Annotated in this window: 19 protein-coding genes; 9 read left to right on the forward strand and 10 right to left on the reverse strand. The window is 46.9% G+C overall.

The features are described from left to right. Positions 1-74: 74 nt before the first annotated feature. The 8 genes from CBX96_RS04960 to CBX96_RS05000 all read left to right on the forward strand — a co-directional run bounded on the left by CBX96_RS04960 (position 75) and on the right by CBX96_RS05000 (position 4610). Entirely contained in the window at positions 75-398 is a 324-nt protein-coding gene (locus CBX96_RS04960; protein WP_146194326.1) for a hypothetical protein, read from the forward strand. A gap of 82 nt (positions 399-480) precedes the next feature. Beyond that, positions 481-678, forward strand: coding sequence for a hypothetical protein (locus CBX96_RS04965; RefSeq protein WP_109285923.1), 198 nt, complete (start codon positions 481-483; stop codon positions 676-678). 133 nt (positions 679-811) lie between these two features. Beyond that, entirely contained in the window at positions 812-1459 is a 648-nt protein-coding gene (locus CBX96_RS04970) for a hypothetical protein (RefSeq protein ID WP_109285924.1), read from the forward strand. 429 nt (positions 1460-1888) lie between these two features. Continuing rightward, complete coding sequence (locus tag CBX96_RS04975) at positions 1889-2206, forward strand: hypothetical protein (RefSeq protein WP_109285925.1); 318 nt, start codon at positions 1889-1891, stop codon at positions 2204-2206. A gap of 105 nt (positions 2207-2311) precedes the next feature. Beyond that, on the forward strand, positions 2312-2725 hold the full coding sequence (locus CBX96_RS04980; protein WP_146194327.1) for a hypothetical protein: 414 nt from the start codon (positions 2312-2314) through the stop codon (positions 2723-2725). Between the two features lie 85 nt (positions 2726-2810). After that, the gene (locus tag CBX96_RS21595; protein ID WP_219930412.1) at positions 2811-3386 is read left to right on the forward strand and encodes a hypothetical protein; all 576 of its coding nucleotides are present in this window, start codon (positions 2811-2813) and stop codon (positions 3384-3386) included. 145 nt (positions 3387-3531) lie between these two features. Next, complete coding sequence (locus CBX96_RS04995; RefSeq protein WP_181382141.1) at positions 3532-4083, forward strand: hypothetical protein; 552 nt, start codon at positions 3532-3534, stop codon at positions 4081-4083. Between the two features lie 104 nt (positions 4084-4187). After that, positions 4188-4610, forward strand: coding sequence for a GNAT family N-acetyltransferase (locus tag CBX96_RS05000; RefSeq protein WP_109285929.1), 423 nt, complete (start codon positions 4188-4190; stop codon positions 4608-4610). 372 nt (positions 4611-4982) lie between these two features. Here the strand turns inward: CBX96_RS05000 and CBX96_RS05005 are convergent, their stop codons facing one another. From CBX96_RS05005 to CBX96_RS05045, 9 genes are all read right to left on the reverse strand, one after another. After that, a complete protein-coding gene (locus CBX96_RS05005; protein WP_109285930.1) occupies positions 4983-5219 on the reverse strand; it encodes a DUF2897 family protein in 237 nt (78 codons plus the stop codon). A 28-nt stretch (positions 5220-5247) separates the two neighbouring features. Then, the gene (gene kdsB / locus CBX96_RS05010; RefSeq protein ID WP_011622622.1) at positions 5248-5985 is read right to left on the reverse strand and encodes an 8-amino-3,8-dideoxy-manno-octulosonate cytidylyltransferase KdsB; all 738 of its coding nucleotides are present in this window, start codon (positions 5983-5985) and stop codon (positions 5248-5250) included. An 82-nt stretch (positions 5986-6067) separates the two neighbouring features. After that, positions 6068-7138, reverse strand: coding sequence for a 3-deoxy-alpha-D-manno-octulosonate 8-oxidase KdnB (gene kdnB / locus CBX96_RS05015; protein ID WP_011716905.1), 1071 nt, complete (start codon positions 7136-7138; stop codon positions 6068-6070). Positions 7139-7157: 19 nt separating this feature from the next. After that, positions 7158-8345, reverse strand: a complete 1188-nt coding sequence (gene kdnA / locus CBX96_RS05020) for an 8-amino-3,8-dideoxy-alpha-D-manno-octulosonate transaminase KdnA (RefSeq protein WP_011716906.1) — start codon at positions 8343-8345, stop codon at positions 7158-7160. 429 nt (positions 8346-8774) lie between these two features. Then, complete coding sequence (gene can / locus CBX96_RS05025; RefSeq protein WP_086903490.1) at positions 8775-9380, reverse strand: carbonate dehydratase; 606 nt, start codon at positions 9378-9380, stop codon at positions 8775-8777. 153 nt (positions 9381-9533) lie between these two features. Further along, complete coding sequence (locus tag CBX96_RS05030; RefSeq protein ID WP_109285931.1) at positions 9534-10364, reverse strand: alpha/beta fold hydrolase; 831 nt, start codon at positions 10362-10364, stop codon at positions 9534-9536. Positions 10365-10429: 65 nt separating this feature from the next. Then, entirely contained in the window at positions 10430-11218 is a 789-nt protein-coding gene (locus CBX96_RS05035) for a M15 family metallopeptidase (protein ID WP_109285932.1), read from the reverse strand. Continuing rightward, complete coding sequence (dapE, locus tag CBX96_RS05040) at positions 11212-12357, reverse strand: succinyl-diaminopimelate desuccinylase (RefSeq protein WP_109285933.1); 1146 nt, start codon at positions 12355-12357, stop codon at positions 11212-11214. Before dapE ends, CBX96_RS05035 begins: the two co-directional genes overlap by 7 nt. Next, positions 12354-12758 carry an ArsC family reductase gene (locus tag CBX96_RS05045; RefSeq protein WP_109285934.1) on the reverse strand — a complete coding sequence of 135 codons (405 nt, stop codon included), beginning with the start codon at positions 12756-12758 and terminating at the stop codon, positions 12354-12356. The genes dapE and CBX96_RS05045 overlap by 4 nt, the downstream gene beginning before the upstream one ends. A gap of 162 nt (positions 12759-12920) precedes the next feature. Between CBX96_RS05045 and CBX96_RS21540 the strand changes: the two genes are divergently transcribed. Further along, positions 12921-13097: a hypothetical protein gene (locus CBX96_RS21540; protein WP_181382142.1), complete on the forward strand. Its 177-nt coding sequence runs from the start codon at positions 12921-12923 to the stop codon at positions 13095-13097. An 87-nt stretch (positions 13098-13184) separates the two neighbouring features. Here CBX96_RS21540 and CBX96_RS05050 read toward each other — a convergent pair whose 3' ends face one another. Next, positions 13185-15857 carry a TonB-dependent siderophore receptor gene (locus CBX96_RS05050; protein WP_109285935.1) on the reverse strand — a complete coding sequence of 891 codons (2673 nt, stop codon included), beginning with the start codon at positions 15855-15857 and terminating at the stop codon, positions 13185-13187. Positions 15858-16015: the final 158 nt, after the last annotated feature.

Consider the following 16015-nt stretch of genomic DNA (forward strand, 5'->3'; position numbering starts at 1 on the left):
TAACAAAACGCGCCACAGGGACGCAAACCGCAGGCGGTTTGTCGCCCGTGCGCTTGGTGTTATGTGATTATCGTATGAACGAGTATTTTGTCGAAGTAGAAAGAGATAGCGTTTGTATGGGTGATGATATCGATGCCCCGCATTCCTATAGTTTTAAAGTTCCAGCTCACGCTACTTTAAATGAGATTTTTGAGCACTTGGCAAGTAAACGGTACTTGGCCACGGTGGCAGGTCGAGATCATAGCTGGGAAGCTGTTATCGGGAACAAGTCGCTAGCTCTATTTAAAGGAAATAACCGGCAGCCAGAGCCTTCCGGTACGCTTTCAAATAGTGTTTCAAAATACGCAAGTAAGGGCAGGTTAAATGTCCGTTTTAAATACAACAGTGCAGCCACATAACAAGGTGCGGCATTACGCCGCCGCAAGCGGCGGCGGGACGCTCGTAAACTCGCGCCCATGCGCACGTCGTTAAATGGCATTTATGAACACTGATGGTTTCAGGCTTTACGCAGGCGAAAATGTTTCATCTTATGCTACTTTCGAATTGGCAAAAGAAGCAGCCAAAAAGTATATGCCAAACGAACAATATCTTCGGATAGAAATAATTAGTGGCGTTGCTCCAGGTGATGCTGATTGGTGGGCTTATGAATATGATAAAAATGAATGGGTTCCATCTTGAGCTTTGTAGTTGGTTGCCATTTAACAAGTTGCTTAATTTCGTTCCAGCCACAAACAGCGTGGCCTCCACGGGACTGCCTACGCTACGCTGCAGCAGCCCATTAGCAAAGCGTTATGTTTTTAAGGAGAATTACGTGCCAGTCGTTATTGTTTTGATCTTGTTTTCTTTGATTTCCCCATTTTTGCTCAAACTATATGTTACTTATGCACCTGGCGAAATGATCGGAGACATTAATGGTTGGTTAGGCTTCCTTGGCGGATATTCAGGCGGGGTTTTGGCATTCCTTGCTGCCTATATGATATTTCACAAGCAAAGGGCTGAAAATGTTAGACCATTTTTGATTACGGAGCCTTCATTAAGTGACAAAAATTCGAAACAGTGTCTCTACTTTCTTGAAAATTATGATGTAAAAGTTGACCCTGTAACATACGTTACCAGTGATCCTAATCGTGGTGACAGGTTTATCAACTTAGCTTTAAAGAATATTGGTATAGGACCTGCGTTGGATGTAAACATCTTCAACTCAAAAGGTAAAAAGGTCGCATTAGCGGATCTGTCTACTGGCGTTTTCCAAGAGTTTAGATCGTTGGGTCATATCGCTCCCAATGAGCATATGAGCTGGATATTTTGTATTGATACCAATTTAGCAAGTCAATCAGGGGAGTACAAAGAGGAGCTTACGTTGGAGTACAAAGACATTTATAGTAATAAGCATGTGTATAAACTCCATACTTTTCTAAATGTACCACGAGGTAAAGCTGGCGTTAGTTTAAAAACATAACAAGCAATTTAAGAGGGATTCACAACGCTTGGCATTTTTGCTTCTACTTCAAATTTAGTGTTTATGGCGCAATGCTTTAGGTTTGGTGGAGGCGTTGTTCACCCCTTAATTGGGCGTTATGTTTTTTTCATGGTGTGAGGTGTTTAATTGGGGCAGCAGGTGGGCTTTCAGCACTCTAGCGCATACTGTAAAAACAGAGCGCATTGTCGGAAAAAAACCTTGCAGGCGCGCAAAAAACATTAGCGCATTGCAAAGTGCCTAAGCATGGGCGTATGTGGCATTCAATCAGCAATGATTTTCACATAACAAACGGCTTAATCCGACCTCCATTACGTTGCTTGCTTTGCGCTAAGGCGCTACGCTAGCGCAAACCAATCAACTACATTCCGGCGGCTTAGCCGGGCGTTATATGCCTAGAGAAATGTCTTAATGAGTTTTGCTATTTTAGCTGAAGTTGAAGTATTAAAAGTTGAAGATAAGGACTGTTTGGCGAGATTTGCTAGTGGTGCTAGGCCAACCATATCCTACAAAGGATTGGAGGTTTCAGGCTCTTCTTTCGCATCATGTGCGATTAACCTAGGTGATGTTGAAGAAGCATTTCCGGGCGACAAATTAGAAATTGAAATCGGTTTTCTGAACCCTGAATTACACGAATCACTAATGTACGTTGGGTTAGAGTTTGGGTTATATGCTGGTCCTTGGATGATAGCCAAAGGTACAGTTTCTTTATTAAGTAACGGCATATAACAAATTGCTTAATTTCGTTCCGACCACAAACCGCGTGGCCTCCACGGGACTGCCTACGCTACGCTGCGGCAGCCCATTAGCAAAGCGTTATGAGTCATGAGTAGTATGGAAATATATCCAAACAAAGGAATCGGAAATATTAAGTTTGGGATGAACCCACAAGATGTGAAAGAAATAATGGGATCTGATCTCGTCTATCAAGAATGGATGGGAGGTAACCTAAACGACACTTTGTTTTACTCCGATTTAATAGTTGGCTTTAATGATTGCGACGGTGATGAGCCTCTCCCAAATTCCCGCGTGGTTGAGTTTCGTGCCAATGCCAGTGAGAGAATTAAATTTAACGGTGTTGCTTTGGCTAAACTTTCTAGAACGGAATTAGCTTCAATGGTTGTGAAAGGTTCTAAAGCAGTGGTCGATAAAAACCAAGATGTAATATTTCAAGACTTAGGGGTTAGTTTTGGTTTTAATGAAAATGGTTCTGTCTGCATTCTCGAAATGTGGCAGCAAAACTCATAACAAGCAAAGGCAGCATCGCCCTACGGGCTGGACGCGCTAACGCGCGCCGCTGCTTTGGGCGTTATATTTTTTAATAGGAGTTTCAATGATCAATGGTATAAGAGTCTTTGATACAGTTTTGGATGGCAAGAATATCAAAGATACTGTTTCCAGAAATTCAGCTGATTTCTGGAAACCATTCTGTAAATCAGCAGGCTGGAAGTTCAGTCATGAAAGAGTACATTCACTTAGTGATTTAGAGTATTTCTTTTCTAAAAAGATAAAAGAAGAAGTCATAATATTTTCTGGGCATGGTAATGAAGATGGATTTTATCTATCAAATGGAGAATGCTTTAATGGGCAGAATTTAAAAGCTTTCCCTAAAAAGAACCACGACAAGATTATTATTTTTTCATCTTGCCTTATTGGCAAAAATGAAGACCTTTCTCAAGAGCTTAAATCCTACTTCTTTGCTAATGCATTATTCTCGTATCGGCATCTTATGTATGACAGGTTTTGTTTCTTGAATGAGTCAATATTACTCACTTCAATTGAGCATAAATTGACTAGAGGGAAGCAAAGTTTCACGTGGAATGACTTTCTTGAATTTCAGGCTGAGACAGACTTCATGAAGAATATGAATGGTAAGTATGTAAAACTTCACCCAATGGTGATGGCATAAATATAACAAACTGTTTAAGAGTGATTCGCAACGCGTGGCATTTTTACTATGTGTTGCATTTAGTGTTTAAGGTGGTATGCGGGAGCTTCAGTATTGCGTTGCTCACACCTTAACAGGGCGTTAGGTGTCAATAGCAATTAATCTCATGGCTTCTCAAATGTATATGAAAAAATTAAGTGAAATAACAAGAACGGAAGTTTTTTTTACTTCATCTCTGCATCATGCGTATGTCAGCGATCGTGAACCGCTTCAAACGTTGTTAATCAATAAGCTAGGTTTGGATAGTGGTGTTGAAATAATAGATAGTGGCTATGAAATATGTTTATTCAGAGATTTAGCGAAAGAGGGATATATTGGTCGTGAAGATAAGTCGTTTGAGAAACAGACATTCGATAATGTGTTTGTTCTTTCTGATGAATCAATCGTATTGGTTGAGGCCAAAGCAAACCAAAAATTTAGCCCTAATCAAATCGAAAAGATGGTTCTTGCTAAAGAAATGATACAGAGTAGTGAGCTACCTTGGAATCAAGTTTATCTTGTAGCGTTGTGCTCATCGAAATACAGGCCTAAAGCAACTACTGTTAGGAATTTCGACGCCGTTATTACTTGGGCTGAAGTTGCGGTATGTTCAAATGAACACAGAGCTGTTTTTGAACGAGCCGATAGCATTTACAATGACCGCGCAGCGCACAGCTAACAAAGTTGTAAACGCGAACAAAAAACAGTTGGCTTTGTTCGTGCCTCACAAAATTTTAGCCAACAATTTTTTGCCGGTTACAACGGCGTTAGGAGACTAGATCGGTGGTTACATTTAGACCAGCTATGGATTTAGCAAAAGCAGCACATTTTACTCTGTCGAATATGCAGCCATATTATGCACAATACGCTGTAGATTGGGATGAAGCTCAGATTGAGCAAATGACACAAGATCTTGTGAACTTTGATATAGTGTTTGAAGAAAAGCTTGTGGGTGTTGTTAGATTATCTTTTGACATCGAAGAGTGCTGGTTACGAGATTTACAAGTGGATCAGAGTTACCAGAATCGTGGGATTGGCTCCATCGCTATTGCTGAGGCGGAACGTCTGGCTAAAGAGCATGGCTCTCACATTTTGAAGCTTAAAGTGTTTAAAAATAGCCCTGCCGTTCATTTGTATAAGAGACAAGGGTTTGGTTTAACAAGTGAAGATGTTCTGTTTTACTATATGAGCCGTGCCGTCTCCTAACCATCAAATTTTATCGCCAGCAAAAAGTGCTGGCGGTGACGTCAACCCACTGCGCGGCTTTACTCGCTAAATGTGGGCGTTAACCCATAGATATTTTTACCCGAAATTCACCTGATACAGCTGACGTCCTGACACGCTTTTGTGCCTTTCCACGCGCTCTTGCTTCGGCTTGTATGAAACTTCAATACGTGAGGGTGTTCTTTTCCTGACGCATTTTAGTGGCGGGTATAAATCTTTATTATTCAATGCTTCATCTTTGCTGTGAAAGATTGGACGTATACGCCAAGCTAGGCCGAAACGTTATTTCTCTCCCACAAAAAAGGCGCTATTGCGCCTTTTTGATTGATAAATCAGAGGAGTAAAGCGACTCGCTTAGGGTTTATCTTGCTCAACTTGGGTTGATTTATCGCGATTTTCAATCGCCGTATCCGCAGACTTATCGGCAGCGGGTGAGGAATTCGCGCGATTATCGGTCTTTAACTGCTTTTCTTTATCGTGCTGACCAAACTGTGGCAGTTTGAATTTGGCACTGTATTTCAGTGCGGCAAGATTGCTGGCAATCACACCCACCACCAAAATAATAATGATCCACACTTCTAAGCTCGACATGACAACTCCTTATTGAGCAACGCCCTGATTAATCAACGGCTAAACGCTGCTCACACTTACGAATATCTTCCGGCGTGTCAACTTCGATTGAGTCGAAGGCGCTGATGGCGACTTTGATCTTATGGCCATGTTCTAGGGCGCGTAGCTGCTCTAATTTTTCCAGATCTTCGAGACGACCTAAGGGGAGGGCGGCGAAGGCTTGCACGAATCTGCGGGTGTAAGCATACACGCCTAAGTGCTTGTAAACTGGATAATCTTTGGTATCGCGGCCGAAGGGAATACGTGCGCGGGAGAAATACAGCGCGTAGTAGTCGTTATCGAACACCATCTTCACATGCATAGGATCGTCGAGCTCGGCTTTGTTGACAATTTCATAGCCGAGGGTCGCCATTTCGAACTCGCCTGGATGACGTTCGAAGAGGCTGATCACTTGCTCGATGGAAGTCGGGTCGATTAGGGGTTGGTCGCCTTGAAGGTTGATGACCAAATCGTCATCCTTCAAACCTAATTGGTTAATCGCATCATTGATACGGTCTGTGCCCGATGCCGCATCAGGGCTGGTCATGACCACTTTGCCACCGAAGCCTTCTACGGCGCTTTTGATACGCTCATCATCGGTTGCAACATAAATATTGGTGAGGCCTTTGGCTAACGACGCGCGTTCGTACACGTGTTGGATCATCGGCTTGCCGTTAATCGGGGCTAAGGGCTTGCCCGGGAAGCGGCTTGAACCGTAACGCGCCGGGATTAACAGAGTCACATTCATTAAATTATCCTAATTTATCAAAGATATGCAGTGTAGATAGACAAAAGGGCTCACAACGAGCCCTTGTCATCTGCTTGAGAGCTTAAATGCGACGGAACAGAGCAGTCAACATTTCGTCAGTGACTTTCTCTTCCCATGTAGGGCCGTACACGTTTGCCCATAATGGACCCATGCTCTTAGTCACGGCAACCATTTTCGCGATGGTTTCATCTGGCAGATCTTTACAGATGTTCTTCGGCAGAGTGATGTTGTGCTTCTTCATCATCAGACGGAATTCAGCTACACCTTCTGGGTAGAATTCTTCTAACACGTCGAAGGCGATACAGTTACCGATACCATGGTGGTAGCCGAGGATGTAAGACAGACCATAAGATACCGCGTGGCATGCACCCACTTGGCTGTAAGCGATACTCATACCGCCCATAAATGACGCCATCATCAGCTTGTCGTCTTTTTCTGGGTGATCTTCTAAGTACACTTGGCGGCAAAGCTCCATGGCTTTTTCGGCGTATGACTTAGAGAATTCGTTTAAGAAGGTACCTTCTAATGATTCAACGCAGTGGATATAGCAATCCATACCTGTGTAGAACCATTGGTCAGTTTCAACACCTTCGATTAACTCAGAGTCCATGATGATTTGGTCGAAAACTGTGTAATCTGAGTTCAGACCCAGTTTACGCACTGGACCACACAATACTGCGGTGCGTGATGCTTCAGCACCCGTACCTGAAATCGTTGGAATACCAATGTGGTGAACCGCTGGGTTTTTGATTAAATCCCAACCTTGGTACATGGCAGAGCCGCCTGGGTTGGTCAGCATCAGTGATACCGCTTTTGCCACGTCCATGGTTGAACCGCCACCTAAACCGACGACGCTAACCGGTTGTTTGCCGTTGAAGGCTTGAACTTGCTCGGTCAGGGTGTCGATTTGCACTGTGCTTGGCTCATCATCTACGTTAACCCAAATCAGTAAGTCTTGGGCTTTCACTGGGATGCGTGCTTCGAGTGGTTTGCCTTGGTGAACGTCATCGACTAAAAATACCACGAAGTCATCGTCGGCCTTACGCTGAGCAGCTAATACTTCGTCTAATTGTGCGAAGGAGCCACGACCGAAGATCATCTTTTCAACTACTTTAAAATTTTTAAAACTCATTGCAAAAACTCCCGTGTAATTATTGGGCAAATGCTTTCTTAATGTTTTCAATACGCTCGGCAATCTGAGCATCGGTCCAAGACAATTTAATGAGCATGGAAATAGTGCGGCTCATAATGGCATCAGATTTCGGCACAGAAATTTGAGTATAGTCAGGTCTGTCGGCGATTAATGTGATTGGCAACGCAGCAGGGGCCTTAAGCTCCTGAATGTGTTTCCAGTTTTTCAGATAATGCCAGTTGTTCACGTACCAATAGAAGCAACCGTCAACGCCATTCTCAGCCAGTTTTTTGCTGATCTCTTGGGTACGCGCTTCTGTTGGTAACATAAAGCTTAAGAAGCCAGCTGAATCACCCTCTGGATCGGGGATTTCGCGGAAGCTGACTTCAGGAATGCTCGCCATCGCTTCTTTAATGACTTTTTTGTTTTTACGTTGAATGTCGATAATGGTATCGAGTTTACGTAACTGGGCTAAACCTAAGGCCGCGTTCATTTCAGAGATACGGAAGTTCAGGCCCATAATTGGGTGTGACTCGGCGCCACGGTCTTTACCAATATGGTCATGGCCGTGATCGGAGAACATGTGGGCGTGATCGTAGATTTCGGTGTTATTGGTGATCACCGCGCCGCCTTCACCACAGGTGATGGTTTTAACAGAGTCGAAAGAGTAACAACCTACATCACCGATAGTACCTAGGGCTTGGCCCTTGTAGCTGCCACCAATGGCTTGGCAAGCATCTTCTAACAATACGATGTTGTGCTTAGCGCAAACGGCTTTGATTTCGTCCATCTTGGCCATAGAGCCACACATGTGTACTAAGTTTACCGCTTTAGTACGTGGGGTGATCGCCGCTTCAATACCTTCTGGTGATAGACACAGTGTCTCGTCGATTTCGGCAAAAATTGGCACAGCTCCGGCCATGAAAATCGCTTCTACAGAAGCAACAAAGGTAAAAGGTGGCACGATAACTTCGTCGCCAGCACCAATGCCTGCCGCCATTAAGGCTGTTTGCAGCGCAGCAGTACCGCTAGATAAGAGGTGAGCATGCTTAACATTCATTTTCTCGCAGAGCAGTTGCTCCATATCGCGAGTCTTCCAGCGATCATTACGCATATGGTCGAAGTTATAACGGAAGGTAAAGCCGTGCTCCATCACATCGGCGACTTCTTGCTTTTCTTCTGGACCAAATAATTCAAAACCGGGCATGGAAGGTATCTCCTTAGAATTTGTGGCGCATGGTCGCGCTGCAATTAACTGGCGGATTATAACTGGGCTAAAGATCCCTTGCGATGTTTTATTGATGAAAATAAGGTCATGTTGACGTTTCGAGCTTAGATTTTGCTCACTTAACACTGTGTTATTGCATGTGTTCGTGTTTGCTAGCCTTTGCGAGCCGTTGTATTAGGGCATGCGAGTCCATTAAGCGAGGTGCAGCTCGAGGTTTAGCCGATTGGTTGAGATGAACTGCGTCGTTAAGAGCCAATAAGGTGAGTGTGAAATTATCTTGGCAACAAGTTAATTCAGGCGGATGGAGCTTGTATGTGGCGTGCGATAGATATTGGCATGCATTAAAACAAAAAACCTGCACGGGGCAGGTCTTTGGCGGCGCTTATGGCGCGTTTCACGCAAACCGATTTAAATCTTTTGCGCGCGATCGACAGTCACATCAAGGTCGGTTAACAGACCATTATCGATACCGTAAATCCAGCCGTGGATCGCCAGTTCTTGGCCGCGAGCCCAAGCTTCCTGCACGATAGTGCTGCTGGTGACGTTGGCCACTTGTTCAATTACGTTGAGTTCACACAGACGGTCGAAACGCTTGGCATCATCCATTTGCATTAATTCATCCTGATGAAGACGGTAAACATCACGTAAATGACCGAGCCAATTGTCGATAAGCCCTAAGCGTTGATTCCCCATGGCCGCACGTACACCACCACAGCCGTAGTGTCCTACCACCATAATGTGCTTCACCTTAAGCACATCAATGGCGTATTGCAGTACTGACAGGCAGTTAAGATCGGTGTGGATCACCATGTTGGCAATATTGCGGTGAACGAAAACTTCGCCCGGCATTAAATCGATGATTTGGTTTGAAGGTACTCGGCTGTCGGAACAACCAATCCAAAGATATTCAGGGTTCTGCTGTTTCGCCAGTTGCTCAAAAAAATCAGGGTGCTCTTGGCGAATGCGTCCGGCCCAGCGACGGTTGTTATCGAATAAGGGTTTGAGTAGTTTCATTTTAACCTATTGTTTTATTGACATATTAAAATGTCTTTATTGCCCTAAGTGATGCAAGCAGCACATTTGTAGCAAGAGTATACCAGTAAATTTACGCTTGCTGGTCTATCCAATGTGCCACGGTTGGGTGGCACCTTGCTGATACGGGCGCTGTTACAATACCTTCGCTAAAAACTGAGTTAAATGCTCAGTGACAAACTCGGCTTGCTCTAGGCTGGAAATATGCCCTGCGTTAGGAATATGCACTAACTGACTGCCGTCGATGGCATCGCTCATCAGGTAACTTTCGAGCACGCTGCGGGCCTTGTCTTCAACCCCGACCATGACTAAGCAGGGCAGAGTCAATTGCTCGGCAAATTCCATGGTATCGCGGCGGCCAAAAATCATTCGGCCAAGCTTAACAATGCTCGGGATAGTCTCTGGCGTTTGCGCGGCCAAGTAGGCCTCAAAACGCTGCACTAATTCGGGATTATTCTGTTTGGCATTATCGGCGAAAAATAGTGGTGAAATGGCGCTGATAAGCGGCGCAGGTATGTTGCCGGCGGCTTGGATCATATCCAGCATGCCATAATATTTAGCGCGGGTGATCTCGGGTTCAAACCCAATAAAACTGTCGAGCATCACCAGTGCATTGACGCGTGCGGGGGCTTTAAGCACGAGCTCTGCGCCCCACATGGCACCCACGGACAAACCGATAACCGCAAATTGCTCGATATTGAGGCTATCCATCAGAGTCAGCATATGCTCGCTGATGTCTAAGAGGCTGTTGCAGCTTTCTGGGACTGCGCCCGATTGGCCGTGTCCCCAGAGATCAGGCACGATGCAGCGATACTGTTGACTTAAGCTGGCAATTTGCGGCGCCCACATGGCGCTGTCCCAGAGGTAACTGTGACCAAATAACAGCGCTGGGCCTGAACCTATATCGAGGTAACTGAGTTGGCTACCGGCGATGTTGAGTTGTTTTCTGTGTGAAGAAAAATCCATAAAACCTACTTTTTAAGATAAGCGCCGAGTAAAAGGCACCATCAAGTTGTGCGAATGGCGACACCTTAAGGCTTTGCAATTCGATGTACATATTCCGCCACAAGCACAGGTAAGCGGGCGAGCACCGCTTCTTTAAGCAACATATCGCTGTGCTGGATAACCTGCGCTAAGGCCTGCACCTCAAATTGGGGTAACAGGGTTTGAGACACGGGAAAATAGCTGATATGCCAAGGCTCGGCGCTGACGGCGCTTTTACCGCGCTGAAAAGGAAAATAAAACCCAAAATCCTTGGCGTGCTGGAGTAGCCACTGGTGCAAGTGGGCACAAGGGCCGCCATCAGTGTATTCCGCTTCCACTAATCGCAGGGATTTTACCTCGATTTGCTTGGCATCAAACACATCGATATCCGTGCCCCAGTGATGGCGTGACGCGCCTGGCAGTGCCGACCAGAGCAAAATCAAATCGACTAATGCATCATCGCTCAGTGGACTGATATCCACGGGCTGCTCGTTGATATCCAGCACAACACGCTTACCGCTGGCCTTGGCGTTCCAAATGGCGAGTTGCCGATCAAAAGGCCGATAGGCCGAGCAAATCGCGAGGGCTATCCCATCTTTGGCGGCGCTGTCCGCCATCGCTTTAAAGGCGAGGGCAGTTTGAGCCTCCAGCATGAAGCGTGTTTCGCTCGGGTGATGGGGACTCAGCAGTTCGACTAGCTTCAGCTTATCCGCTGACTCTTGTGTAAAATCAGCGGATAAGTCGGTATGTAAGCCCGTGTCTAAACCGCTTGTGACCCCACTCTCTATCCCATAAAGCTGGGCGGTGTTGGTTAAGCGTGGCGTGGCGTTTAACACAGTAACTGTTCCAAAATCACTTCGTAGCACAGGGCTAACTGCTCGAGATCGTCGATTTTCACGCACTCGTTCACTTTATGGATAGTGGCGTTCACTGGACCGAGTTCCAACACTTTGGCGCCCGTTGGTGCAATAAAGCGTCCATCAGAGGTGCCGCCCGTGGTTTGCGGATCGGTATCATAGCCAGTGATCTGACGTATAGCATGGCGAGTCGCGTCTAACAGTGGGCCTTCGCCGGTTAAAAATGGCAGACCGTTGAAGGTCCAGCTGATGTCATAATCCAGTTCGTGGGCGGTTAATAGGGCCTCCACGCGCTCGATTAATATCTCGGCGGTCACTTCGGTCGAATAACGGAAGTTAAACATCACCTGAAGGGTGCCTGGGATCACGTTCGATGCGCCCGTGCCGCCATTAATATTGGCGATTTGCATGCTGGTGGGCGGGAAGAATTCGTTGCCATTATCCCAATGGGTTTGGCTTAACTCGGCTAAAAACGGCGCGGCTTTGTGGATTGGGTTATCCGCAAGGTGTGGATAGGCCACATGGCCCTGAATGCCCTTAACGGTCAAGTTGGCGGTCAGGCTGCCACGGCGCCCATTTTTGACCACATCACCGAGTTTTAGGGTCGATGAGGGTTCGCCCACCAGCGCCCAAGTGATTTTTTCATTACGGGCTTCTAGGGTGTCGATAACCCGTGTGGTGCCATTGATAAAGGGGCCTTCTTCATCGCTGGTGATCAAAAACGCAATCGAGCCGGGATGATTTGGGTGCTTAGCCACAAAACGTTCGGTCGCGACGATCATCGCCGCCAGCGAGCCTTTCATGTCAGCGGCGCCGCGGCCATAGAGGTAACCGTCAATAATGGTTGGCTCAAAAGGTGGGGTATGCCAGCGGCTTAAATCGCCTGCGGGCACTACATCGGTATGGCCAGCAAAACAAAATACTGGGCCTGCATTACCGCGACGCGCCCACATATTGGTGGTGTCTTCAAAGACCATGGGCTCAATATTAAAGCCAATGGCGGCCAGACGTTCGGCCATCAGGGTTTGGCAGCCTTCATCCAGTGGGGTGACCGAAGGACGGGCGATTAACTCTTTAGTCAGTTCGGTAACAGGGTGGGTGTTCGAAGCGTGCGTCATAGGGTAAAGACCTTCTTATATTCGGCTTCGTTAAAGCCCACCAGCACTTGTTCACCCACAACCAGCACTGGGCGCTTGATCAGCGTCGGGTGAGTGAGCATCAGTTGAATGGCTTTGGCTTGGTCGATATTGGCCTTATCTGCATCACTCAAGGCGCGAAAACTGGTACTGCGTTTGTTAAAGACGGTTTCCCATCCTGCAATTTGACACCAATGCTGAAGATCCTTTTCTGCTAATCCATCCTCCCTAAAGTCATGGAAGTTGACCGAAAGTTGATGGGTTTCAATCCATTTACGTGCTTTACGCACTGTATCGCAATTTTTAATACCAAAAAGGGTCAAGATGATGCTCCTATCGAGGGGCGCCGTTGGCACGCATTGATTTTGCTCGCATTGTGGCATTGTGCGTTAGATGCCACAAGGGGGTTATCGTATTGTGCGGTCATCAATTGCAGCCAATGGCAAAGGATTTTTCAGCGCAAGTGCTTAAGCGTCACTTAAGTATTGGCTTCTAGCCTAAGTATTGAACCTGAGCATTGAGCCTAAATCGACAAGGGGATCGCTATGAACATCAGTGCAAGCAGCCCAATGTTAGCGCATAGCTATGCCGCCAACCGTTCGTATTCACCCACTGCGTTACCCGCTCAGCCTGCGCCAGCCAAGGTGGAGGAGGTGAGTGAGTCCGCCAAGGAGCGCGCCCGTGAGGCGAGTCAAGGCGAATCGATTGATACCTACGCGTAACTGAGTATGTGAAGCCAATAGATAAAAGCCGAGCAGTTGCTCGGCTTTGTGTTTTAGGAAGCAATGCTAATCAAAACATGAGGTTGATTAGAAGTTCATCTCTACCGCTAAATAATATTCACGTCCAACAACGTTGTAGTAAGAACGTGGGTAATGCGGCCAAGAGTTTTGGGTTTCATCAATCTCAGGGCCTGCATCGAAGATATTATTAATCCCGCCGGAGAACTTAATCGCATCGGTTAACATATAGCTGGCGGCCCAGTTTACTTCGACATGGCTGTCGATAGTGACGGCATATTTATCCGCCAAGCCATTGTTAATGAATGCCTCTTTACGCTGGCCATTCATGCTGTCGGTGTACTTGATCAGCAGGTTGGTAGCGAAGTCATCGTAGTTCCAACCCAGATTTAAGTTACCGCGGATTTGCGGGGCAGAGCCGTCACCATCGATCAGATCTAAAGGCTCAGAATCTGGGGTTAATTGTTCCTCCCACTTCAGCAAATAGGTGCCTTCTAAGCGGGCTGTGACATCGCCATAACCTGAAGTCTCATAGCGATAGCCCACCGAGAAGTCGATACCCGAAGTTTCTTGGGATGACATGTTGATGGCCTGAGTATTCACTTGAATTAACTTGCCGCTTGCATCGCGGAAAATCTTATCGGCGAAGGCGTCAGAGTGATCCAAGATATACTGGGCGCTTGGGCTATTGACTAGGTTATCGATTTCAACAATCCAGTAGTCCAAGGTTAAATTGAGATCGTTATAATCCCACACCATACCGAGGTTATAGTTTTTACCGGTTTCCGCTTCAAGTTCTGGGTTTGCACCGATAGTAATTGGCAGTGAGTCAATCTTCTCACACGCTGGGCCCGTGCCACCCGCGGCCTCACAGGTTGGAGTGTCGATGACTGTACTATAGGCTGCCGTTGGTTCACCAAATAAGCGCTGCATGTCTGGCGCTCGGAAGGTTTCTGCATACAGACCGCGTAACAACAGATTATCAATCGGGCGATACTCGACTGCGACTTGTGGGCTGAATTGACCGCCGACATCGGATAAATCGTCATAGTAGTCGTAACGGCCCGCTAGGGTGACGGTGAGGTTTTCAATCACGGGCACGGCGACTTCGGCATAACCAGCATATTGCTCACGTTCACCTTGAGCGCTGCTGCCGCCTTTACCAATCACGCCACCATTGCTGGTGAAGCTATCGGACTTGTCGTAGAACCATTCTTTACCGTATTCGACGCCCACGGCATAAGCCACTGTACCTGCTGGTAATTCAAAGGCTTCGCCACTGATCCCCGCGTTAAAGCTCGACAGGGTGGATTGCCCCTTCTTGCCACCTTGGAAATCCAGCATTGCGGCATCGTCCGGTGAAATCACATCCAGTAGCGAATTGCCGTTTGTGCCCGCGGTGAGGTAATTCCACATGCTTTGGTAGGTGGGTGAACCTGCGGTGGTGGAATCTACCGTTTGGCGCGCAATCGACCACGAGGTGTCGTACTCGATAGTATCCGTGAGGTAACCTTTGCTGCCTAATAAGAAGGAGAAGTTATTGGTCTCAAAATCAGAGGTGCGTGGACCTAACTCAGACATACGGCGAGTGTAGTAATAGTCCCCATCGGCCGCGCCGGCAAAATCTCCGCCGAAGGCGGTATTTTTATCGAACACTTGGGATAAGCCATTGAGCTCATCGACGATAGTGACGTTATCGCCCGACACGTTAAACATAAAATCGTCGCCCACAGTGGCCGATTCAATTTCTGTGTAGGTCGAGGCATGGGTGTAATCGAGGCGCGAATACAGCTGATGATTGTCGTTTAAGTCTTTGGTGAGGTTAATCATGGTGGAGTAACGCTTTTGCTCAGGCGAAAAGTCGCGCTGTGCGGAGCGATCGAAACCACATTTGCCATTGGACATCATCACATAGCCGCGCGCATCACATTCGGCGGCGCTTAAGCTCTTGAGTAATTTGCCATTGCTATCCACAAGGTTGGCGCCATAGGAGCTGTAACCAGCATAATAGTTACCCGGTATAATATCTGTGCCCCATTCAGGGCGATCTGAGGCTTTTAATGCTTGGCGATCTTCATATTCGGCGAAGAAAGTCAGGTTTGCTTTATCGCTGCTGACGCCCGTCATAAAGGAGAACTGGTTGTTCTGCAGGCCGCCATCGAAGGTATCTGAGTGACGGTATTTGAAGGTGCTTTGTTCAACGTCTTTTTTCAAGATGATGTTGATTACACCGCCCATCGCATCGGATCCGTAAATGGCCGAGGCACCCGTGGTTAAAATTTCAATACGCTCAATCGCCCCTAACGGAATGTTGGCGGTATCGACAAAGCTGTCGGTGCCACCGGCGCCAAAGGGATATTTAGGTACACGTTTACCGTTGATCAGCGTCAGTACACGTCCGGCGCCCACACCACGCAGGTTGACGGCCGATGCTGCTGGGGTAAAGCCGTGCACCTCCTGCTGAGTCATCGAACCACCGGAGTTTTGCGACAGGTTGCCTAACACGTCTTGCACTGAGTTAAAGCCGCCTTTTTCGATATCTGCGGCACTCACCACCACGATAGGCGAGGCATTTTCAAGATCGGTACGTTTAATACGTGAACCCGTGACCTCAATACGCTCCACTTTATCATCAATAACGGCCGCTTCATCGGCGGCAAATACTTGCGGTGTCACCGAGGCGGAGACCAAAGCGAGTAAACTAAAACGAACCGCACGCGCCACGGTTGTTTGCGTAGTCATATTTTCATTCCCTTAACAATGCCATGACGATCAGGAAGGGTTTCATCACGGCTTATATTTATTTGCAACTGCCCTCCATAGTCGGAAAATTATCATTAACAACTTTAATATCAACAGCTTAATTGTTGCTCGCATGCTGCCTAGGTGTTGCGTTTGTA

It is taken from the genome of Shewanella sp. BC20, from assembly GCF_003129585.1.
Classification (GTDB): domain Bacteria; phylum Pseudomonadota; class Gammaproteobacteria; order Enterobacterales; family Shewanellaceae; genus Shewanella; species Shewanella seohaensis.

Bases quoted from the DNA above. Each gene is read 5' to 3' on its own strand.
- CBX96_RS05030 (WP_109285931.1), bottom strand. From the start codon at position 10,364: ATGGATTTTTCTTCACACAGAAAACAACTCAACATCGCCGGTAGCCAA.
- can (WP_086903490.1), bottom strand. From the start codon at position 9,380: ATGAAACTACTCAAACCCTTATTCGATAACAACCGTCGCTGGGCCGGA.
- CBX96_RS05005 (WP_109285930.1), bottom strand. From the start codon at position 5,219: ATGTCGAGCTTAGAAGTGTGGATCATTATTATTTTGGTGGTGGGTGTG.
- kdsB (WP_011622622.1), bottom strand. From the start codon at position 5,985: ATGAATGTGACTCTGTTAATCCCGGCGCGTTACGGTTCAAGCCGCTTC.
- CBX96_RS04960 (WP_146194326.1), top strand. From the start codon at position 75: ATGAACGAGTATTTTGTCGAAGTAGAAAGAGATAGCGTTTGTATGGGT.
- CBX96_RS04975 (WP_109285925.1), top strand. From the start codon at position 1,889: ATGAGTTTTGCTATTTTAGCTGAAGTTGAAGTATTAAAAGTTGAAGAT.
- kdnB (WP_011716905.1), bottom strand. From the start codon at position 7,138: ATGAGTTTTAAAAATTTTAAAGTAGTTGAAAAGATGATCTTCGGTCGT.
- CBX96_RS04980 (WP_146194327.1), top strand. From the start codon at position 2,312: ATGGAAATATATCCAAACAAAGGAATCGGAAATATTAAGTTTGGGATG.
- CBX96_RS05050 (WP_109285935.1), bottom strand. From the start codon at position 15,857: ATGACTACGCAAACAACCGTGGCGCGTGCGGTTCGTTTTAGTTTACTC.
- CBX96_RS04965 (WP_109285923.1), top strand. From the start codon at position 481: ATGAACACTGATGGTTTCAGGCTTTACGCAGGCGAAAATGTTTCATCT.
- CBX96_RS05045 (WP_109285934.1), bottom strand. From the start codon at position 12,758: ATGCCACAATGCGAGCAAAATCAATGCGTGCCAACGGCGCCCCTCGAT.
- dapE (WP_109285933.1), bottom strand. From the start codon at position 12,357: ATGACGCACGCTTCGAACACCCACCCTGTTACCGAACTGACTAAAGAG.
- CBX96_RS21595 (WP_219930412.1), top strand. From the start codon at position 2,811: ATGATCAATGGTATAAGAGTCTTTGATACAGTTTTGGATGGCAAGAAT.
- CBX96_RS21540 (WP_181382142.1), top strand. From the start codon at position 12,921: ATGAACATCAGTGCAAGCAGCCCAATGTTAGCGCATAGCTATGCCGCC.
- kdnA (WP_011716906.1), bottom strand. From the start codon at position 8,345: ATGCCCGGTTTTGAATTATTTGGTCCAGAAGAAAAGCAAGAAGTCGCC.
- CBX96_RS04995 (WP_181382141.1), top strand. From the start codon at position 3,532: ATGGCTTCTCAAATGTATATGAAAAAATTAAGTGAAATAACAAGAACG.